At 63.7% G+C, this 20,487-nt stretch carries 18 protein-coding genes and 2 tRNA genes; 3 read left to right on the top strand and 17 right to left on the bottom strand.

Features of this window, described 5'->3' with window-relative positions; all coding sequences use genetic code 11:
- The gene (pknB, locus tag MUK71_RS00100) at positions 1-1,941 is read left to right on the top strand and encodes a Stk1 family PASTA domain-containing Ser/Thr kinase (RefSeq protein ID WP_227903135.1); all 1,941 of its coding nucleotides are present in this window, start codon (positions 1-3) and stop codon (positions 1,939-1,941) included.
- Positions 1,942-1,994: 53 nt separating this feature from the next.
- Here pknB and MUK71_RS00095 read toward each other — a convergent pair whose 3' ends face one another.
- From MUK71_RS00095 to MUK71_RS00085, 3 genes are read right to left on the bottom strand one after another with little or no spacing between them, the layout of a single operon-like run.
- Positions 1,995-2,648, bottom strand: a complete 654-nt coding sequence (locus MUK71_RS00095) for an aminodeoxychorismate/anthranilate synthase component II (protein ID WP_227903134.1) — start codon at positions 2,646-2,648, stop codon at positions 1,995-1,997.
- A 4-nt stretch (positions 2,649-2,652) separates the two neighbouring features.
- Complete coding sequence (locus MUK71_RS00090) at positions 2,653-2,823, bottom strand: hypothetical protein (protein ID WP_227903133.1); 171 nt, start codon at positions 2,821-2,823, stop codon at positions 2,653-2,655.
- Position 2,824: 1 nt separating this feature from the next.
- Positions 2,825-3,538, bottom strand: coding sequence for a class E sortase (locus MUK71_RS00085; protein ID WP_227903258.1), 714 nt, complete (start codon positions 3,536-3,538; stop codon positions 2,825-2,827).
- Positions 3,539-3,840: 302 nt separating this feature from the next.
- On the opposite strand from MUK71_RS00085, the gene MUK71_RS00080 reads away from it, so the two are divergent.
- Positions 3,841-4,095, top strand: a complete 255-nt coding sequence (locus MUK71_RS00080; protein WP_227903132.1) for a cell division protein CrgA — start codon at positions 3,841-3,843, stop codon at positions 4,093-4,095.
- Positions 4,096-4,479: 384 nt separating this feature from the next.
- Here MUK71_RS00080 and MUK71_RS00075 read toward each other — a convergent pair whose 3' ends face one another.
- Together MUK71_RS00075 and MUK71_RS00070 are read right to left on the bottom strand one after the other, a co-directional pair.
- Entirely contained in the window at positions 4,480-5,190 is a 711-nt protein-coding gene (locus MUK71_RS00075) for a rhomboid family intramembrane serine protease (protein ID WP_341482022.1), read from the bottom strand.
- Between the two features lie 217 nt (positions 5,191-5,407).
- A complete protein-coding gene (locus tag MUK71_RS00070) occupies positions 5,408-5,950 on the bottom strand; it encodes a peptidylprolyl isomerase (protein ID WP_227903130.1) in 543 nt (180 codons plus the stop codon).
- A gap of 151 nt (positions 5,951-6,101) precedes the next feature.
- Here MUK71_RS00070 and MUK71_RS00065 point away from each other — a divergent pair, with 151 nt between their 5' ends.
- Positions 6,102-7,076: a hypothetical protein gene (locus MUK71_RS00065; protein WP_227928124.1), complete on the top strand. Its 975-nt coding sequence runs from the start codon at positions 6,102-6,104 to the stop codon at positions 7,074-7,076.
- Between the two features lie 105 nt (positions 7,077-7,181).
- On the opposite strand, the gene MUK71_RS00060 is transcribed toward MUK71_RS00065, so the two are convergent.
- The 12 genes from MUK71_RS00060 to dnaA form a co-directional block, all read right to left on the bottom strand.
- The gene (locus MUK71_RS00060) at positions 7,182-8,102 is read right to left on the bottom strand and encodes a DMT family transporter (RefSeq protein WP_227928125.1); all 921 of its coding nucleotides are present in this window, start codon (positions 8,100-8,102) and stop codon (positions 7,182-7,184) included.
- A 105-nt stretch (positions 8,103-8,207) separates the two neighbouring features.
- Positions 8,208-8,280, bottom strand: a tRNA-Ala gene (locus tag MUK71_RS00055).
- Positions 8,281-8,344: 64 nt separating this feature from the next.
- Positions 8,345-8,464, bottom strand: a complete 120-nt coding sequence (locus tag MUK71_RS00050; protein WP_227903127.1) for a DLW-39 family protein — start codon at positions 8,462-8,464, stop codon at positions 8,345-8,347.
- A gap of 45 nt (positions 8,465-8,509) precedes the next feature.
- Positions 8,510-8,583, bottom strand: a tRNA-Ile gene (locus tag MUK71_RS00045).
- Between the two features lie 110 nt (positions 8,584-8,693).
- Entirely contained in the window at positions 8,694-9,203 is a 510-nt protein-coding gene (locus tag MUK71_RS00040; RefSeq protein WP_227903126.1) for a DUF3566 domain-containing protein, read from the bottom strand.
- The gene (gene gyrA, locus MUK71_RS00035; protein WP_227903125.1) at positions 9,200-11,857 is read right to left on the bottom strand and encodes a DNA gyrase subunit A; all 2,658 of its coding nucleotides are present in this window, start codon (positions 11,855-11,857) and stop codon (positions 9,200-9,202) included. Before gyrA ends, MUK71_RS00040 begins: the two co-directional genes overlap by 4 nt.
- A gap of 68 nt (positions 11,858-11,925) precedes the next feature.
- Positions 11,926-13,971, bottom strand: coding sequence for a DNA topoisomerase (ATP-hydrolyzing) subunit B (gyrB, locus tag MUK71_RS00030; protein WP_227928183.1), 2,046 nt, complete (start codon positions 13,969-13,971; stop codon positions 11,926-11,928).
- A gap of 294 nt (positions 13,972-14,265) precedes the next feature.
- Positions 14,266-14,835, bottom strand: a complete 570-nt coding sequence (locus MUK71_RS00025) for a DciA family protein (protein ID WP_423724602.1) — start codon at positions 14,833-14,835, stop codon at positions 14,266-14,268.
- Positions 14,819-16,003 carry a DNA replication/repair protein RecF gene (gene recF / locus MUK71_RS00020; protein WP_227928127.1) on the bottom strand — a complete coding sequence of 395 codons (1,185 nt, stop codon included), beginning with the start codon at positions 16,001-16,003 and terminating at the stop codon, positions 14,819-14,821. Before recF ends, MUK71_RS00025 begins: the two co-directional genes overlap by 17 nt.
- Before the next feature lie 69 nt (positions 16,004-16,072).
- Positions 16,073-16,978, bottom strand: coding sequence for a phosphogluconate dehydrogenase (NAD(+)-dependent, decarboxylating) (gene gnd, locus MUK71_RS00015; RefSeq protein WP_227928129.1), 906 nt, complete (start codon positions 16,976-16,978; stop codon positions 16,073-16,075).
- A 52-nt stretch (positions 16,979-17,030) separates the two neighbouring features.
- Positions 17,031-18,155, bottom strand: coding sequence for a DNA polymerase III subunit beta (dnaN, locus tag MUK71_RS00010; protein ID WP_227903122.1), 1,125 nt, complete (start codon positions 18,153-18,155; stop codon positions 17,031-17,033).
- A gap of 578 nt (positions 18,156-18,733) precedes the next feature.
- Positions 18,734-20,152 (bottom strand): chromosomal replication initiator protein DnaA, encoded by a 1,419-nt coding sequence (gene dnaA / locus MUK71_RS00005; RefSeq protein ID WP_227903121.1) that lies wholly within the window; start codon positions 20,150-20,152, stop codon positions 18,734-18,736.
- Positions 20,153-20,487 lie beyond the last annotated feature (335 nt).

Below are 20,487 nucleotides of genomic sequence, written 5' to 3'. Positions count from 1 at the left end.
ATGAGCGCAGACTTCCTTCGAGGGCAGCCCACCCTCAACACCGACAACGTCCTGAACGGACGTTACGAGGTTGGTGAATTGATTGGGCGCGGAGGCATGGCGGACGTCTACCTCGGCCGGGACATCCGGCTGGGTCGGACGGTTGCCATCAAAGTGCTGCGTCCGGATCTGGCCAGGGACCCGCTGTTCCAGTCCCGGTTCCGCCGCGAGGCCCAGGCCGTAGCGGGCCTAAACCATCCCTCAGTGGTTTCGGTATATGACACCGGCGATCAGGAGTCACCGGCCACCCGGGACGATGTCCGGCTGCCGTACATCGTGATGGAGTACGTGCCGGGCCGGACCCTGCGGGACCTGATCAAGGGCGGCGAGCTAACCATCGACCGCTCGGTAGAGTACGTCCTGGGTGTGCTTGCAGCCCTGGATTACAGCCACCGCTCGGGGATTGTGCACCGCGATATCAAGCCCGCCAATGTGATGGTTACGACCGACGGCGGGGTCAAGGTCATGGATTTCGGCATCGCCCGTGCCATGGCAGATTCGGCTGCCACCATGACCCAGACGCAGGCCGTCATCGGCACCGCCCAGTACCTTTCTCCCGAGCAGGCTCGCGGTGAAACCGTTGATGCCCGCAGTGACCTGTATTCTGCTGCGTGTCTCTTTTTTGAGCTGCTGACCGGACGGCCGCCCTTTGTGGGCGAGAGTCCCGTCTCGGTTGCCTACCAGCACGTGCGCGAACAGCCGGTTGCCGCCAGCAGCCTGAATCCGGAGGTTCCCGCCGCCCTGGACAGCATCCTGGAGCGCGGTCTGGCAAAGGACCGTAACCACCGCTACCAGACGGCCCGTGAATTCCGTGAGGCCCTGCTGGCCGTCCGTGACGGCGGGCCCGCCACAGCGGCCACACAGGCCATCAGTGTTCCGGCGGGGGACCGCTCGGGCGGTGAAGGGCAGGCCGGCAGCACCGGGCCGGTTACCGAAGCCGTTTCCTCCGAACCGGTGGAGGAACCCCGCACCCGGGCCATGGCGAAGGTCCTTGCCGGTGGTTCGCTGACCGCAGACGGCAACCACGACGATTCCGACGGGGAGGACCACCCCGCCCTCGCCATCGGTTCCACCGGCGACCGTGATCCGCAGCAGAAAGCCCGGCGCACGGCGTGGACCACGGTCTTTGTTGTCCTGCTGGTGCTGGTTCTCGGCGTCGTCGGATTCGTCGGCTGGAACACCTTGAATGCCGAGCCTCCGGCACCGCCCACCGCGGTGATGCCGGCTGTGGAGGAGAAATCCCAGACCGACGCGATGAACGCCATCATTGAAGCCGGTTTCGGCCCGCCCACCATCACTGAGGAATACAGCGGCGACGTGGCCTCGGGACTGGCCATCCGCACGTCCCCGGCAGCAGGTGCCAAGGTTCCATTGGAGGAGAGCGTCACTCTCTTCGTGTCCAAGGGGCCCTCCAGCGCCGTGATCCCGGAAAACCTTGCCGGCATGACCGAATCAGCGGCGCGGGATGCCCTGCGCAGCCTCAACCTCAAGGGCGGAACAACCACCGAAGCTGACAGCTCCACCGTGCCGGACGGACGGGTCCTGGGAACCGAGCCGGCGGCCGGCACCTCGGTACCGGTTGGATCGGAAGTGGATATTGTGCTTTCCAACGGTCTGGTCAGCGTTCCCGATGTGCTCGGAATGCCGGCGGAGCAGGCGGAAGAAACCCTGCTGGGCCCGGATTTCCTGCTTACCCCCAAGCTCACCGAGGTTGAGTCCGCAGATGCTGAACCCGGCACGGTCATAGAACAGAGCGTTGCGCCGGGCACCAAGATAGCGCCCAGCAGCACGGTCTTCCTGTCAGTGGCGAAGGCACCTGCTCCGGAGGAAAGCCCCAGCCCGTCGCCGTCAGCTTCCAGCACGCCGGCGTCCACCAGCGCATCCCAGGGTCGCCGCCGCTAATTGAAGCTGGCGGGGCCGCCGCCAACCGACGGCGGCGGCCGCAGGGATTTCTCCTACGCCGACGCTGCGGTGGTTGAAATGAGCGGGCTGAGGGTGGCGGCATGGGCCGCTGCCCCGCTGAGGCCGGCGGATTCGAGCCAGTTGCCCAGCATCTGGTACCCGCCTTCGGTCAGGACTGATTCGGGGTGGAACTGCACGCCGGACAGGGGGGCCGCCGCGTGCCGCAGGCCCATGATGATTCCGCTGGCGGTGCGTGCGGTTACTTCCAAATCAGCGGGAATACTGTCCGCCACGGCAGCCAGTGAGTGGTACCGGGTGGCGGTCAGGGGACTGGGCAGTCCGGCAAACACATCCCGGCCGCCGTGTTCCACCCGGGAGGTTTTCCCGTGCATCAGTTCCGGGGCATGGGTGACCGTCCCGCCGTAGGCCTCTGCCAGTGCCTGGTGCCCCAGACAAATCCCCAGCATGGGTGTTCCCGTGTCCCCGCACCAGCGGATCAGCTCCACGCTGACGCCGGCCTCCGCAGGTGTACCCGGCCCGGGGGAGACCAACACACCGTCGTGTTCGGCAGCGAGCTTCACCGCGTCCCCGATGCTGAGGTCATCGTTGCGGACAACAGTGGTGTCGGCGCCCAGCTCCTGAAGGTAGCCCACCAGGGTATAGACAAAACTGTCGTAATTATCGATCACCAGGATACGGGTGCTCATAGTGCTAGGAACCGCCAATCGTTGAGTCCTCAGAGGAGGGAAAGAAGCTGTTCTCCGCGAGCCATGGAAAGACATATTCCATGAGCGCCAGCACGGCCGCTGCTATCAGCACCGCGGACAGGAGAATCCGGACCCACAGCGGACCCGGAAGGTGCCGGAAGATCCATCCATACATTTTAGCGACCTCCGGTGGTGTTGGCGGCAACCGTGTCGGCTATCTCGGCCGGGGGACCGGCGGAGAGCGGCAGCCAGGAGTCCATCGCCGCATAGGCGATGATGCGTTCCTGGGAACCGAAGCGCGGGTTGCAGCTGGTCAGGGTAAGGAACCGTTCGGTGGGTACGGCGGCAGGATCCGTGGGGACGGGCGCGATCACATCCACCCGGTTGGGCAGCACCACCTGGGTATTGCGGTAGACGTAGGTGTAATACCCGTCCCGGGTCTGAACATAAACCCGGTCGCCGGGCACCAGGGTGTGGATGGCGTCAAGGGATTTACCGTGGGTCTGCCGGTGGCCGGCCACCGCAAAGTTGCCTATGCCTCCGGGCATGGCCGTGGAGGGGTAGTGTCCCAGTCCCAGCCGGTCCAGGACCGCTGTGCCCACCCCGCTGCTGACCGGCACGGCATAGTCAGAACCGAACCGGGGAACGTAAACAATGGCAAAAGTGTCGCCCTCGGTATCCACCGGAGCAAGAACCACCGGATCACCGTAGTCCTGGCCGGCCGGTGCCGGATCGTCCGCTGGCAGCTCGAAATCCTGCACCAGGTCCCGGATGGCGTCCTGCTGGGCACGGCCGGACTCAATGTTCGTCCACCACAGCTGCCAGGCCACAAAGAGGACAAGGATAAGTCCTGCCGTAATCAGCAGTTCGCCGGCCACCTGAACGGCCATGCGCACTTTGCCCCCGGACTGCCTGCGGTACCGGGGAGGTGTGCTGCGGGCACCGCGACGGGCCTGTTCGGTGGCTGGGGACTCGGCCAAGGACTCTCCTTAGTTTCGGACAGCTGGCACCGTCCGACGAACCAAGGATACTCTGCGCCGGGAATTCGCTAGGATGGCAGGAAGGGGAGCATCCGAGCAGGCCGCATCGCAGACAGTGTTGACCAACAATGCCTCGCTGCGCACCGGCCCCGTCCCAGTCCGCGACTACAAAACCACCGGCATTTGTGTAAGCCGGTTCCCCAGGAGGATCCGTGCCTGAGTCCAAATCCCGCAAGAAGTCCGCCAAGGCCGCTGCTGCCCCCGCTGCTGCACCGTCAGCGCCCAAGCCGAACCCTGTCTGGTACAAACCCGTCATGTTCGGCCTGATGATCGTCGGCCTGCTGTGGATCATCACCTACTACATCACCCAGGGACAGTTCCCGATCCCGGCGCTGGGCGCCAGCAACATTCTGGTCGGATTCGGCATCGCCATCGTCGGGTTCCTTATGACAACCCGCTGGCGATAGCCCTTCGCGGACCCCTGCTCCCCGGTGCCCTAACGGGCGTCGGGGAGTTTTTTTGTGCCTCAGGCACGCACTATCCCCTTAAACCACGTTGTTCACAGCTTGTGCACGGAGTTATCCACAGGTGTGGGAAACTCTGTGGGTTACTTTGCCAACTTCCTTGCAAATAAAGGGATCGAGGTTATCCACACCTGTGGAATTACATGTGTGTAAGTCTTCACAGGCTATGGATAACCCTGTGGATGGTCTCCACCGAACCAGAACTACACCACTGTTAGTTATTAACACTGTGGGTATCCCTGTGGATAACTTTTGCGGGCTTCCCTCGGCTTAAACAGCTGTGCCCGCCGGATTGACCGGCGGGCACAGCGGGGACCGTACGGCGGTTCAGACCGGTGAAATCCAGAGCGGCGGTGCCCACAGCACGGCAGCGGCCACCAGCACCAGCGCAAGGGCTGCCAGCCCGGCAAACTGGATCGCGGTCCGGTGTTTGCCTTTGGGTGCGTAGGCCAGCACGGCGGCACAGGCTGCGCCGGTAAGGAGGCCGCCCACGTGGGCCTGCCAGGCAATTCCGGGGAAAACAAAACCTATGACCAGGTTCAGTCCCAGCAGGATCAGCAGAGAGCGAAGTTCACCGCGGCGCTGGCGGATTACCACAAAGAGCGCGCCGAAGAGCCCGAAGACAGCCCCGGAAGCTCCCACCACGGCCACGTTTGCCGCGGCCAGGTACATCACGCCCACGGAACCGCCGAAGGCCGAGATCAGGTACAGCAGCGCGAACCTGGTCCGGCCGAAGAGCGGTTCCAGGCTGCGGCCCAGGAACCAGAGCGCATACAGGTTGAACGCGATGTGGACTATCCCGGTCTGGGAGTGCAGGAACGCGGATGTAAGCATCCGCCACGGCTCGGCATCAGTCGCCCAGGGAACGTACTGGAAGGCGGAGGTAAAGGACGGCACCACCTGCTGCAGCAGGAATACGGCTGCACAGACCGCCATGATGGTGATGGTGACAACGGGTTTTCCGTTCCGGGCTACCTGTCCTCCATACGGGGTGCGGTAGACCGGCTGGTCTTTTTTCTGCGCATTGAAGCAGTCCACACACTGGACGCCTACTGCGGCATTGTGCTGGCATTCCGGGCAGGCCGGACGCCCGCAGCGCTGGCAGCGGATATAGCTGACCCGATCCGGATGGCGGGGGCATACAGGTACCTTCGACGCCGGCACCTCGGCCGGCACACCATATGACATTGCTCAGAACTCCCGGATAGAGGAAATGCCCCGGCCGGAGAATCCGGCCGGGGCAGCGCCGGACAGGCTAGAGCTGCTCGACGGTGATGCTGTTGATGACCACGTCTTCGGTCGGCTTGTCGCGGCCGTCGGTGGCTACTGCGTTGAGCTGGTCCACCAGGGCGCGGGACTCGTCGTCGGCCACTTCACCGAAGATGGTGTGCTTGCCCTGCAGCCAGGTGGTGGGCACGGAGGTGATGAAGAACTGGGAACCGTTGGTGCCCCGGCCCATCTGTACTCCGGCGTTGGCCATGGCCAGCTTGTACGGCGCGGAGAAGTCCAGATCAGGATTGATTTCGTCGTCGAACTGGTAACCGGGACCGCCGGTGCCGCGGCCGAGGGGATCGCCGCCCTGGATCATAAAGTCCTTGATGATCCGGTGGAAGATCGTTCCGTCGTAGAGCGGACGGCTGGTCTTCTCGCCCGTCGCCGGATCGGTCCACTCGATTTCACCGGTGGCCAGGCCGACGAAGTTCTTGACCGTCTTGGGCGCGTGGTTGCCGAACAGGTTGACACGGATGTCACCCATGGACGTGTGGATGGTTGCTTTTGCTGTAGGAATAGCAGTCATAAGGACATTCTTCCACGACGCCTGTTTACATGGGCGGAAACGGCATTGTTCAGCGCACAGTGAAAACCGGGCCTCGCTGGGGCTGTCAATAGCAGAGAGTCGCGGGAACACGTAGGCTAAGGCTGAAACGACACTATCCCGGGAGGTAGTTTTGAAGAAGGACCGCATCACGCATGATCTGGAAGCCAACGTCGCCGCAGGCCTTGGCACCGCACGGGACTGGGCAACGCCCAAGGTCGAGGCAGCCAAAGGCTGGGCCGTTCCGCGCATCGAGAAGGGGATAGAGACTGCTTCTCCCAAAATCCAGGACGGCATCAAGCGCGCCGCTGACGAGATTGCCCACGGCGTTGCCACCGTCACACCCCGTATTCAGGGCGGACTGGAGAAGGTAGGCCCGCGCATCAGCCATGCCGTGGACGAAGCCACCCCTCGGATCCAGAGCACTCTGGACCGGGCAACTCCGGCGCTGAACACCGCCAAGGACCGTGTGGTGGATGATTTCCTTCCGACCCTGTCCACCCGCATCGGTGAAACTGCCGACAACGTCTCGCGCAGCCTCACGGCCGCAAACGTGCCGGTACAGACCGCCGTCGCCAAGGTGACCGGTAACAAGAAGGCCGTGAAGCGCGCACAGAAGGCCGCCGCCGAGGCTGCCAAGAAGGCACGGAAGAACCAGAAGGGTGGAAAGGGCTGGCTGATCTTCGGCATCATCGCCGCAGCCCTCACAGCCGGCGTTGCCGCCTGGCGTGCCTCCCGTCCGGTCGAGGACCCGTGGAAGACTCCGGCTCCCCAGCCGGCCCGCACTTCCCCCGCCTCCAGCCCGGCGGCTACCGCGCCCAAGCCCGCCGAGCCGGTTGCTCCGGCCCCCGTTGAGGTACCCAAGCCGAAGCCCGCCTCCGCGCCCGCTGACAAGGCAGCCGACAAGGCTTCAGAGAACCTCAAGACCGCAGGTTCCGAGACCAAGGAAACCGTTGCGAGCATCAAGGAAGCAGCCGAGCGCGCTGCTTCCCGCTCCGGCGACAAGGTCTCCGAAGCCGGCAAGCACACCAAGGAAGCTGCCAGCGAAGCCAAGGAAGCTGTAAAGCCTTCCGGTGCGCACTCGGAGAACAACACCGGCAAGAAGTAGTCCGCAGCTTGCCGGTTCGCCGGTAACTGCAGACACGGTAACTGCAGACACAGAGAAGGAGGGTCCCGCCTGCGGGGCCCTCCTTCTGCGTCTGCAGCCCCCGCCCTAGAGCTCTCCGCCCAGGGCCGGCGGCGCCGGGGGAACCGCGGGGGCAGCAGCGGCGGCGCGCCTGCGGTTGCGACCCTGTCCGGCCACCACCACGGCAAGACCGGCCAGAATCAGGGCCAGCCCCGCATAGGTGCCTGCCGGCAGCTGCTCGTGGAGGAACACTGCCGCCAGGATGGCAGCCCCCGGGATTTCCAGCAGGATGATCATTGACACCACCAGCGGGCTGATCACCGCCAGCAGGTGGTTGAACACGGTGTGCCCCAGAATCTGGGCTACCAGCGTGACGGCCAGGATCCCCAGCCATGCTGCCGGCGGAAAACCGATTATCGGCTGCCTGAAGGCCGCACAGAGGCCCAGCAGGAGTACGGCGCAGGCTCCGTAGCAAAGCGTGGTGTACGTCCCCGTAGCCATCGTTTCGCGGGCTTTGCCCCCGGCGATCGTGTAGACACCGGCCAGGGCGCCGCCGGCAACGGCGAGCAGGTCACCGATCAGCGCTTCACGGGATAGTCCCAGGTCGAATCCGGAAATGACGACGACGCCGGCGAAGGCCGCTGCCAGCCCCAGCAGCACCACGGGCGCCACCCGGATGCCGCGCAGCACGTTGAACAGGGCGATCCACCCTGCCTGCAGGCACACCAGTGCCGTTGCCGCAGCCACAGAGGTCATCTGCAGGGCAGTGATAAAGCAGGCGAAGTGCAGGGCCAGGGCAATGGCTGCCACGGCCGTCCATTTGTAGTCCCGCCCGGTAAGCGCCCGGAAGGCCCGCCGGTGGACAACTGCCGCAGGGGCACCCATCAATACGGCGCCGATGGCGTTGCGCCAGAAAGCGATGGCCAGGGCCGGTGCGGCGGTAGCCGCCATGATGGGCCCGGATGCTGAGACACCCAGCACGCCCACCAGGGCGAGGAAAATATTCACAGGCCAACAGTAGTGCAGTGCAGCGCGTTGCCGGGGCCGGGATTCCGGGTCTGCCGGTTAACGCAGAAGGTCCCCGCTCCGGAGAGCAGGGACCTTCTGTTTCGGTGGAGGCACGGGGACTCGAACCCCGAACCCCCTGCTTGCAAAGCAGGTGCGCTACCAATTGCGCCATGCCCCCGAAATGAGAACTTATCCAGTATAACCTACCGTTTCCGGTCTGTGTGCCAGATAATTCTTCGAAGTTATTCGACCTTGTCGGTCGATTCCTTCCATACGGTCTTCTCTGCGGCAGTTTCCTGCCACTTCTTGAAAGCGAAGATTCCCGCGGCCGCTGCCGCCGCTAGTGCGAGCAACTTTTTCACGGAATTCTCCTTACCGTTGTGGTCCACCTTTTTCAAGGTGTTCCGTGGGCGTACCAGGACTTGAACCTGGGACCTCTTCGTTATCAGCGAAGCGCTCTAACCGCCTGAGCTATACGCCCCGAACCTCTTCGGGCCGAGATATGACTTTACCGCACCTTCCGCGCGGCGCCAAATCGAGGTGTTTTTCGGTTCCGGACGGGCTGTCACAGCCCGTCCGGAACCGGCACAATCAGTCGTCCGTCAGGGTGACGCCAATGCCGCCCACGAGAGTGGAGGCGATGTTGTACAGCACTGCAGCGAGCATGGACAGGGCCGTCAGCAGCAGAACGTTGACCACCGCAATGATGGTTGCAAAGGAGACCACCTGACCCAGGGAAGCGAAGTCACGCAGGTCGAATCCGCCGGATTCGCTGCCGGCAATCTCACCCAACAGGGTATTGACGCGGTCAAAGATCCCGGTCAGGTCCAGGACGGTCCACAGGACAATGGCTGCCACCACGGTAACGACGCCGAGGGCCACGGACAGCAGGAACGCCATCTTCAGGACAGACCAGGGATCGATCTTGCTGACCAGCAGGCGCGCCTTGCGGGCCTTGGCCTTCGGAACGGGCTTTACCAGCGGCTGGCGGTTGGCCGAGGCGCTCTGACCGCCTCCAGGACGCTGGGCGGGACGGGCGGGGGTTTTCACCCGCGGTCCGCCGCCCGAGGACGACCTAGGGCTTGAGTTGGTCGAGCTCACTCGTTACCTCCATCTTGTTCCGGCTGTGCATCTGGCTCAGCCGTTTTGTCTGTAGACAACGGTACTTCATCGCCCGAGGGGGCTACAGGTTCCACACCCTCGGATGTCGGAGCCGGCTCGGAAGTTACGCCCTCGCCGTCCTCGTCCTCCACTACCGCCAGGTCCCGCTCGGAGTTCCGGGCAACTGCGATAATGCGGTCATTCTTATCCGGCTTGGCGAAGATAACTCCCATGGTGTCGCGGCCCTTGGCAGGCACACCGGTCACGGAGGAGCGGACCACCTTGCCGCCCTGCATCACCACCAGGACTTCGTCCTCTTCCTGTACCACCATGGCACCGACCAGGTGTCCGCGGTCCTCGGCCAGCTTGCCGACCTTGATGCCGAGACCGCCACGGCCCTGGACCCGGTATTCATCCGCACTGGTGCGCTTGGCGTAGCCGCCTTCGGTCACGGTGAAGACGAAGGAGTCCTCGGTGACGACGTCGGCCGCCAGGAGTTCGTCATCCTCGCGGAACTTCATGCCGGTGACGCCGGAGGTTGCCCGGCCCATCGGCCGCAGCGCCTCATCGGTGGCGGTGAAGCGCAGTGACTGGCCCATTTTTGAAACGAGCATGAGGTCATCGGTTTCGGAGACCAGCTGGGCGGAGACCAGTTCGTCGCCGTCACGCAGGTTGATGGCGATGACGCCGGCGGAGCGGTTGGTGTCATAGTCCGCCAGGCGGGTCTTCTTCACCAGGCCGCGCTTGGTGGCCAGCACCAGGTACGGGGCGGTGTCATAGTCCGGCAGGGCGAGGACCTGGGCAATGTGCTCATCCGGCTGGAAGGCCAGCAGGTTGGCTACGTGCTGCCCCTTGGCGTCGCGGCCGCCCTCGGCCAGTTCGTAGGCCTTGGCCCGGTAAACGCGGCCCAGGTTGGTGAAGAACAGCAGCCAGTGGTGGGTGGTGGTGACGAAGAAGTGCTCAACGACGTCGTCGCCGCGCAGCTGGGCTCCGCGGATGCCCTTGCCGCCGCGGGCCTGCTGGCGGTAATTGTCGCTGCGGGTCCGCTTTACGTAACCGCCGCGGGTAATGGTGACCACCATTTCCTCTTCGGGAATGAGGTCTTCCATGCTCATGTCGCCGTCGTAGCCCATGAGGATCTTGGTGCGCCGGTCATCGCCGTACTTGTCGGAGATTTCCTGCAGTTCCTCGCTGACAATCGCCCGCTGGCGCTCCTCGGAGGCCAGGATGACGTTGTATTCGGCGATTTCGGCTTCGAGCTTGGCGTGCTGGTCCTGGATCTTCTGGCGTTCCAGTGCGGCCAGGCGGCGCAGCTGCATGTCCAGGATGGCCTGGGACTGGATCTCGTCGATCTCCAGCAGGCCCATCAGGCCGGTGCGGGCATCCTCCACGGTGGAGGAGCGGCGGATCAGGGCGATGACCTCGTCCAGGGCGTCCAGGGCCTTGAGCAGGCCGCGCAGGATGTGTGCTGCTTCCTCGGCCTTGCGCAGCCGGTAGCGGGTGCGCCGGACAATGACCTCGAGCTGGTGGGTGACCCAGTGGCGGATGAAGGCGTCCAGGGACAGGGTGCGGGGCACGCCGTCCACAATGGCCAGCATGTTGGCGCCGAAGTTTTCCTGCAGCTGGGTGTGCTTGTAGAGGTTGTTCAGCACCACCTTGGCCACGGCGTCGCGCTTGAGCACAATTACCAGGCGCTGGCCGGTGCGGCCGGAGGTTTCATCGCGCATGTCGGCGATGCCGGTGATCTTGCCGTCCTTGACCAGTTCGGCAATCTTGACTGCAAGGTTGTCCGGGTTGGCCTGGTAGGGGAGCTCGGTGACCACCAGGCAGGTACGGCCCTGGAGTTCCTCCACGTTGACCACGGCGCGCATGGTGATGGAGCCGCGGCCGGTGCGGTAGGCGTCTTCAATGCCCTTGTGGCCCAGGATCGTGGCGCCGGTGGGGAAGTCGGGACCCTTGACGCGGCGGATCAGTTCCTCAAGCAGGACGTCATTCGGGGCGTCCGGGTTCTGCAGGTACCACTGCACGCCGTCGGCCACCTCCCGCAGGTTGTGCGGGGGAATGTTGGTGGCCATGCCCACGGCAATACCGGAAGAACCGTTGACCAGCAGGTTCGGGAACCTGGAGGGCAGGATGGTCGGTTCCTGGTTGCGGCCGTCGTAGTTGTCCTGGAAGTCGACGGTTTCCTCGTCGATGTCCCGGACCATTTCCATGGCCAGCGGGGCCATCTTGGTTTCCGTGTACCGCGGGGCGGCTGCGCCGTCGTTACCGGGGGAACCGAAGTTTCCCTGGCCCAGCGCCAGCGGGTAGCGCATGGTCCAGTCCTGGATCAGGCGGACCAGGGCATCGTAAATCGCCGAGTCGCCGTGCGGGTGGTACTGGCCCATGACTTCGCCGACCACGCGGGCGCACTTGTTGAAGGAGCGGTCCGGGCGGTAGCCGCCGTCGAACATCGCGTAGAGCACGCGGCGGTGCACGGGCTTCAGGCCGTCCCTTACGTCCGGCAGGGCGCGGCCGACGATGACCGCCATGGCGTAGTCAAGGTAGGAGCGCTGCATCTCGGTCTGCAGGTCAATCTGCTCGACCCGGTCAGTCAGTGCGGTCCCGGCCAGGGGAGTCTCGTCCCCGGTTACCTCGGGAGTCTCATCACTCATTGGTTCTGCTTCCGTTCTAAGTTCGCTAAGTCCTTGCCCACCGGCTGCGGGGCCGGTTCCCGGTACTGCTAGATGTCCAGGAAGCGCACGTCCTTGGCGTTCTGCTGGATAAAGCTGCGGCGGGACTCCACGTCTTCGCCCATCAGGACCGAGAAGACCTGGTCGACGGCGGCCGCGTCATCCATGGTGACCTGCAGCAGCGTGCGGTGATCCGGGTCCATGGTGGTGTCCCAGAGCTCGGTGTAGTCCATCTCGCCCAGGCCCTTGTAACGCTGGATGCCGTTGTCCTTGGGCAGGCGCTGGTTGTTGGCCAGGCCGCGGGCAATAACCTCGTCCCGCTCCCGGTCGCTGTAGACGTAGTCGTGGGCGTGGTTGGACCACTTGATGCGGTACAGCGGCGGCTGGGCCAGGTACACGTAACCGTTTTCAATCAACGGGCGCATGTAGCGGAACAGCAGCGTGAGCAGCAGCGTGGTGATGTGCTGGCCGTCAACGTCGGCATCGGCCATCAGCACGATCTTGTGGTAGCGGGCCTTCTCCACGTCAAAGTCCTCGCCGATTCCCGCGCCGAAGGCGGTGATCATGGCCTGGACTTCGGCGTTGCTGAGCGCGCGGTCCAGACGGGCGCGTTCCACGTTCAGGATCTTGCCGCGCAGCGGCAGGATGGCCTGGGTTTCGGGGTTGCGGCCGCGAACGGCGGAACCGCCGGCCGAGTCACCCTCCACAATGTAGATTTCGGACTTCGAGGGGTCCTTTGAGGAGCAGTCCTTGAGCTTGCCCGGCATGCCGCCGGATTCCAGCAGCCCCTTGCGGCGGGTGGATTCGCGCGCCTTGCGGGCCGCGAGCCGGGCCTGGGAGGCCTGGATGGACTTGCGGATGACGTCGCGGGCCGGACCCGGGTTGCGCTCCAGCCAGTCACCGAGCTGGTCGGTGACCACGCGCTGCACAAAGCCCTTGACCTCGGAGTTGCCCAGCTTGGTCTTGGTCTGGCCCTCGAACTGCGGTTCGGCAAGCTTGACCGAGATAACGGCGGTCAGGCCCTCACGGATGTCGTCACCGGTGAGGTTGTCATCCTTTTCCTTGATGATGTTTTTCTCGCGCGCATACCGGTTGATCAGGGACGTCATGGCGGCGCGGAAACCCTCTTCGTGGGTTCCGCCTTCATGGGTGTTGATCGTGTTCGCGTAGGTGTGGACGCTCTCGGAGTACGCGGTGGTCCACTGCATGGCCATTTCCACGGCCATCTTCTTATCCGAATCCTCGGTTTCGAAGGCAATGACGTCGTTGTGTACAACCTCGACCTTCTTGGAGGAGTTCAGGTGCTTGACGTAGTCCAGCAGACCGTCGGCGTAGAGGTAATCCACGCTGCGGTGCTTCGGCGCAGCATCTTCGGCCGTCTCGGAAGCATCCGTGATCTCTTCGGCTTCCTCTTCCAGCGTGCGCTCATCGGTCAGCCGGATCCGCAGGCCCTTGTTCAGGAAGGCCATCTGCTGGAAACGCGCGCGCAGGGTTTCAAAGTCGAACTCGGTGGTCTCGAAGATCTCCGGGTCCGGGTAGAACGTCTGGGTGGTGCCGGTTTCCTCGGTCTGCTCGCCCTTGCGCAGCTCGCCCACGGGATGCCCGCCGTTGGCGAAGCTCTGGCGCCAGACGAAGCCCTGCCGGCGCACTTCAGTCTCCACCCGGGCGGAGAGGGCGTTGACCACGGAGATGCCAACGCCGTGCAGGCCGCCGGACACAGCGTAGCCGCCGCCGCCGAACTTGCCGCCCGCGTGCAGGATGGTCATGACCACCTGCACCGTGGGAATTCCCTCGGTGGGGTGCATATCTACGGGAATGCCGCGGCCGTTGTCCGTGACGCGCACGCCGCCGTCGGCCTGCAGAACAACCTCGATGTGGTCGCAGTAGCCCGCCAGCGCCTCGTCCACCGAGTTGTCCACCACTTCATAGACCAGGTGGTGCAGGCCGCGCGGGCCGGTGGAACCGATGTACATGCCGGGGCGCTTACGGACGGCTTCAAGGCCTTCAAGGACCGTAATTTCATTAGCGCCGTATTCCACGGGGGTGGCCTTTTCCGGGGCGCTATGGTCCTCTGGTATTACCTCTGAGTTGTCCATCTCATTGTCGTTAGCCACAGGTGCTGTCGACTCCTCTTGTGTTCGTCAGAATTGAGCCTCCCCAGCGGACAGGCATCTCCACTCTCAATTCTACCGCGCCAGAGGCAGCAAACATGTCCAAAACACCCTCTGACAAGCCAATAATGACGCTTTGCAGCGAATTGGAGCGCCCTGGATAGGGCCGGATACGCTCCAGGGGGTTTCCCGGCCCCCAGGCGGCTCCTGTCCGGGCACTGATTTCGGCCCGCCGGACTGCGCCAGGTGCACGGAAGCTGTTCCTGCTTATCCGCAGGTTTATCCGTAGGTGTCCCGTGGACCGCGGCCCTTGACGCTGCGCAGGCCCTTGCGCCAGTTTGGCGCGGCCGGGCCAATCACGTCTATTTTCGTGACGACGCCGGGACCGAGTTCCGCATCGAACCGGGCAATCAGGGTGTCCCGCAACAGCCGCAGCTGGGTGGCCCAGGCGGTGGAATCGCAGCGGACCTGCACGGTGGTGTCGGAGAACGATTCAGGCGTGCAGTGGGCACTGACCTCGCTGCCCACGAGTTCCTCCCAGCGGGAGATGACCGATCCCACCGCCACGGGGGAGTTCCAGCCGCGTTCGCTGACAAAACGCGTGAAGACCTTGCCCAGGCCCTGCGGGTCCCGTCCAACGTATTCGCCGGGGACAAAAGGCATCTGCTGGCGGCGGCCGGTCTTGCGCCGCGTCGCCGGGGTGCGCTGGTTTCCGCGCGCCTGGGCGGCCTGGCGCATCCGGTTCAGCTGTTCCCGCGCGGCGTCCGGCCGGTCATCGGCGTCCTCAAACCGGGAACCGCCCGCCCCTGACGGGGGCAGCGGCGGATCAGCCTCAGGCAACGGGCACACTGATGCCTCCGGGAACCACAGTGATGATCCGGCCGGCCAGTGCTTCGGGGATGTCATCTCCCACGGCAGCAGTGACCAGGACCTGTTCGGCGCCGGCGACGATTCCGGCAAGCCTGCGCCGTCTCTGCACGTCCAGCTCGGCGAAAACATCGTCCAGGATCAGGATGGGGCCTGCGCCCGGAGTGGGATCGTCACTGGTGAGCAGGTAATACGAGCCCAGCCGCAGAGCGAGGGCGAAGGACCAGGTTTCCCCGTGCGAGGCATAGCCCTTCGCCGGCGCCTGGCCCAGGATCAGTTCCAGCTCGTCACGGTGGGGACCCACCAGGGAGATGCCCCGGTCAAGTTCGCGCCGCCGGTTTGCGGTGAAGGCAGCCAGGAACCGCTCGGTCAGGGCGGGCACGTCCAGGCCGTACAGCTCGTCCGGATCCTGTTCGCCTTCCACGGCGCCGTCGTCATTGACCGAACCCTGCAGCGTGGACCGGTAGACCGCCCGGGCAGTTTTCGAGCCGTCCGTCAGATCCCGGTACGCGTCTGACAGGTGCGGCTGCAGACGCTGCAGTGCCTCCAGCCGTGCCGCCACCAGCTGGGCGCCGGCAACTGCCATGTGCTGATCCCAGACTTCGAGCGTTGCCTCATGGGCAGAGGTGAAACGGCCGGCGGCCCGTGCCGATTTCAGCAGGGCGTTGCGCTGTTTAAGGACCCGTTCATAGTCCGAACGGGTTGCGGCGTGGCGGGGGACCAGGGAAACGATCAGCTCATCAAGGAACCGCCGTCGGCTCCCTGGATCGCCCTTGACCAGGGCAAGGTCCTCCGGGGCAAACAGCACCGTTTTGCACAGACCCAGAATGTCCCGGGCACGAACGGGATTGGCCCGGTTGATGCGGGCGCGGTTGCTGCGTCCGGGGTTGATTTCCAGTTCGACGCCGGTGGCCTGGGATCCGCGGACCAGCCGCGCCCGGATCAGTGCCTGCGCTGCATCGAAATTGACCAGCGGCGCGTCACTGCTGACACGGTGCGAGGAAAGCCCGGCCAAATAGCCGATCGCTTCAACAATGTTCGTTTTGCCGGTGCCGTTGGGCCCGACGAACACGGTCACTCCGGGCTCAAGCCGGACGTCCAGCTGGGGATAACTCCGGTATCCGGTCAGGGACAGGTGGTCAACATACATCTGTGCTTCTTTCGTCCTTTCCCGTCCCCGTGGCCTGTGCAGGCTCCCTTTCCACTGTACGCGGACTGCTTATCCCGCGTCCGGCCCGCCGTGCTCCGGGCGGCGCACCTCATGTCCGCCGAACTGGCGGCGCAGCGCGGCGACCATGCGAAGGGCCGGCGCGTCCTGCTGGCGGGAGGCAAACCGTGCATAGAGGGCGGCCGTTATGGCCGGTGCGGGAATGCCGCGGGCAACGGCTTCCTCCACGGCCCAGCGGCCCTCCCCCGAATCCTCAATGTGTCCGCCGACGCCGGCCAGATCCGGATCCTCCTGCAGGGCCTGGACGGCAAGTTCCAGCAGCCAGGACCTCACTACGGTGCCGTGCTGCCAGGCGGCCAGGATCCCGGGAACATCATCAACCACATCCTGTCCTGCCAGGAGTTCGTATCCCTCGGCGTAGGACTGCATCAGACCGTATTCGATCCCGTTATGAACCATTTTGGCGTAGTGCCCGGCACCGGTTTTCCCGGCGTGGACAAAGCTGTCCCCGCGTTCGCCGTCCGGCCGCAGCGCGTCAAAGAGCGGCATTGCCCGCTGTACATCATCGGCAGCACCGCCCACCATCAGCGCATAGCCCTCGTCCCGGCCCCGAATGCCTCCGGAGACGCCGCAGTCAAGGAAGCGTATGCCCCGGTTTCCAAGTATCCGGGCGCTCTCGCTGTCGTCGGTGAATCTGGAGTTGCCCCCGTCAATCACCAGGTCCCCCGGGCTCAGGACCTCGGATAACGCGGTGATGGTGCCGGCGGTCGAATCCCCGGCCGGAACCATCACCCAGACAATCCGCGGGACAGGGAGCTCATCCACCAGTTCCGTCAGCGAGGAAACGTCACTATGGACCGGGTCCCTGTCAAATCCTGTTACGTCGACATTGTTACGTCGCAATCTCTCGCGCATGCCGAAGCCCATTTTCCCGAGTCCAATGAGGCCGATATGCATGTCAGCTTCTCTCTGTTTGGCTCCCGGGACTGCGGTTATGCGCCGCGGCGGACTACTGGTTTGGCAGGCGCACCGGCATCAGCAGGTAACGGTAGTCAGCCTGGTCATCACCAGTGAGTTCTTCCTGCGCCGAAATGACCGCCGGCTTGGGAGGTGTCGTGAAGGAAAAACGAACGTATTTGCTCGGGAACGCACCCAGACCCTCGCTCAGGTAGTGCGGGTTGAAGGCCACGGTGATGTCGTCGCCCACCAGTGCTGCTTCCAGGGCTTCCGAAGCCTGGGCGTCTTCACCGGTACCCGCATCAAGAGTGAGCTGACCGTCGGTAAAGGCCAGCCGTACCGGCGTATTGCGTTCGGCTACGAGGGAAACACGGCGGACAGCTTCCACCAGGGCATGGGTTTCCACCGTTGCGTGGATGGGTGTGTTCTCCGGGAAAAGGGAACGGATCTTCGGGTAGTCACCGTCCACCAGCAGAGACGTTGTCCGCCGGCCCCCGCTTTCGAAGCCGATCAGCTCGCTGTCTTCGGAGAGGGCAATGTTCAGGTCGCCTGCACCGCCAAGGGTCTTGGCTACCTCGTTCAGGGTTTTTGCCTTGACCAAGGCACTGGTGGAAATGCCCGGTGTGGTGGGTTTCCAGGCCAGTTCGCGAAGTGCCAGCCGGTATCGGTCAGTGGCCAGGAAGGTAATCAGATCGTCTTCGATTTCCATCCGGACGCCGGTGAGGATCGGCAGGGTGTCATCGCGGCTGGCAGCGATGATCACCTGGGAGACAGCCTGTGCGAACGCATCGCCGTCGACTACGCCGCTGACATCAGGCAGCGCCGGCAGTTCGGGGTACTCGGCCTCAGGCATGGTAGCCAAATTGAACCGGCTGTTGCGGCAGGTCAGCGTCACCTTTGCACCGTCGGTTTCCACCTCAACGGGAGCGGAGGGAAGGCTGCGGCAGATTTCGGCGAGCAGGCGCCCGGACACCAGGATGGTGCCTTCTTCGGCCACATCCGCAGGGATCTGCAGACGCGCTGAGATTTCGTAGTCGAAGCTTGCAAGGCTCAGTGAACCGTTTTCAGCCTTGATCAGCAGCCCCGAAAGGACCGGAACCGGCGGACGCGGGGACAGGGAACGTGCTGTCCACGTAACGGCCTCAGCCAGGACATCCCGCTCAACTCTGAACTTCACTGAAGGGTGCCGCCTTTCGCAACGTACTTCTCAGTACAACTGAATGTGTCTCCAGCTCATCTTGAGCTGTGGTGGGTGGTACTTGGGGCAGCATCCGCGATGCGGTGCGGCGGGTAAGAGCCGTACCGAGGTGCATGCGAATGACAACCATACTCTGTGACAGCTTAGCCCGGTCCGGTGCCGGACCGCACCGGAGTTCCTCTACCTGCAGCAGGTGGACCTGCGGAACAAAGGGGTCTGTCCCGTCCAGGCGTTTTTTGGTGTGCGTGTCGGTTGGTCCGAGGGGTGCTTGAGCTTAGTTGTTATTTGGTGGAACCGAATTTCTTAAGATCCGTAGTGTTAATAACTCCTGTGGATACTGTGGATAACCTGCCTCAGCGCCGCGTCCCGGCTGTTTATGCCTGTTGATAACCTGTGGATCCGCCGCACGGGCTGTCCGCGGGGCTGTTGGAAACTTTTTTGGGATTCCGCGTATCCACAGGGAAGTGTGGGTAACCACGGGTTGTCCACCGAGTTATCCACACCCTTGTCCACAAATGTTAATTTTGAGCCCCTGCGGGGCTCTCCTTCCCCGTGGTTCAGGCCTCGCGCTGCTGCTGCTTGATGCGGTTGGTCAGCTCCGTGACCTGGTTGTAGATGGCGCGGCGCTCAGCCATCAGTTCGCGGATCTTCCGGTCGGCGTGGATAACCGTGGTGTGGTCGCGCCCGCCCAGCTCCTGGCCGATTTTCGGAAGCGACATATCCGTCAGCTCCCGGCACAGGTACATGGCGATCTGGCGTGCGGTCACCAGGGTGCGCGTCCGCGACTTGCTGCAAAGCTCTTCCAGGCTGATCTGGAAGTAGGCAGCCGTCTGTCCCAGGATCGACGCGGCAGTGATCTCCTGCGCGCCGTCGTCGGTAATCAGGTCCTTAAGCACAATCTCGGCAAGTCCGACGTCCACCTGCTGGCGGTTCAGGCTGGCGAACGCCGTCACGCGGATCAGGGCACCCTCGAGTTCGCGGATGTTGGTGGAAATTTTCGAGGCTATGTACTCAAGTACGTCGTCCGGCGCGCTGAGGCTGTCCCCAATGGCCTTTTTCCGCAGGATGGCGATGCGCGTTTCCAGTTCCGGCGGCTGCACATCGGTCAGCAGGCCCCATTCGAACCGGGACCGCATCCGTTCCTCAAACCCGGAGAGCTGCTTGGGCGGAAGGTCGGAGGTGATAACCACCTGCTTGTTGTGGTTGTGCAGTGCGTTGAAGGTGTGGAAGAACTCTTCCTGGGTGGCATCTTTGTTGGCCAGGAACTGGATGTCATCAATGAGCAGGATGTCCACGTTGCGGTAGAGCTGCTTGAAACTGGCGCCTTCGTCATACCGGATGGAGTTGATGAAGTCGTTGGTGAACTCCTCCGAATTGACGTACCGGACCCGGATACCGGTGTAGAGGTGCCGGGCATAGTGGCCGATGGCATGTAGCAGGTGGGTCTTGCCCAGCCCTGAGTCACCGTAGATAAACAGCGGGTTGTAGGCCTTGGCCGGAGCTTCGGCCACGGCTACGGCCGCGGCGTGGGCGAAGCGGTTGGAGGAACCGATGACGAACGTCTCAAAGATGTACTTGGGGTTCAGCCGGCCGAATTCCTGGCTCGTGCTGGGCGGAGTGGGCGACGGCGCGCTTTCCCCGGACGGCACGGGGCTCGGAGCGGCGGGCTGTTCTTCCGGTTCGGGCTCCGGTTCCGCGACCGGTGTGAGATCGGCGTCAATAACGAAGGCACACTGGATGTCCGCCTGGAAGACCCCGCGCAGTACTTCGTCAAGGATGTTCTTCAGCTGGGTCTGCAGTACTTCCCGGGTGAGCTCATTGGGAACAGCTACCAGCAGGGTGGTCCCAATCAGGCCCTGGGCCTGGGCAAGCACAACGAATCCACGCTGTCGCGGGGTGACCCGGTCATCCGTCTCCAGGGTCCGAATGACCTTGCGCCAGGAGCTGCCAACATCGTTGATTTCGTCCGTACCCACAAAAACCTCTCATGACGCCTCGCGGCTGTCTAAGAAAACCAGGGATCCCGGCGGGGACCCATGGCACTTCATCCACAGAGTTATACACAGTTGGTGGATAAAGTACCCGTCGCCAAGCCTAAAGGATGATTTACCGTCGTGGTAGCTGGAAATCCGCCGGATCAAGGGGCTGTCGGCTCTCTCACAGGCGACTGTGCGGCAGGATACCCACAGCAGTTGTCCACAGGTGTTGAAAAATACGCGTGCACAGCCGGTGGACCGCCGGTTTGACTGGTGCCCGGGTGTCACCTAACGTTGAGTAGTCCTTTGTGTCTGCTATCTGTACTCACACATGC

The organism is Arthrobacter zhangbolii (genome assembly GCF_022869865.1).
Lineage (GTDB): Bacteria > Actinomycetota > Actinomycetes > Actinomycetales > Micrococcaceae > Arthrobacter_B > Arthrobacter_B zhangbolii.
The sequence above is the reverse complement of the archived record's forward strand: the minus strand, read 5'-3'. Positions and strand labels throughout refer to the sequence as shown.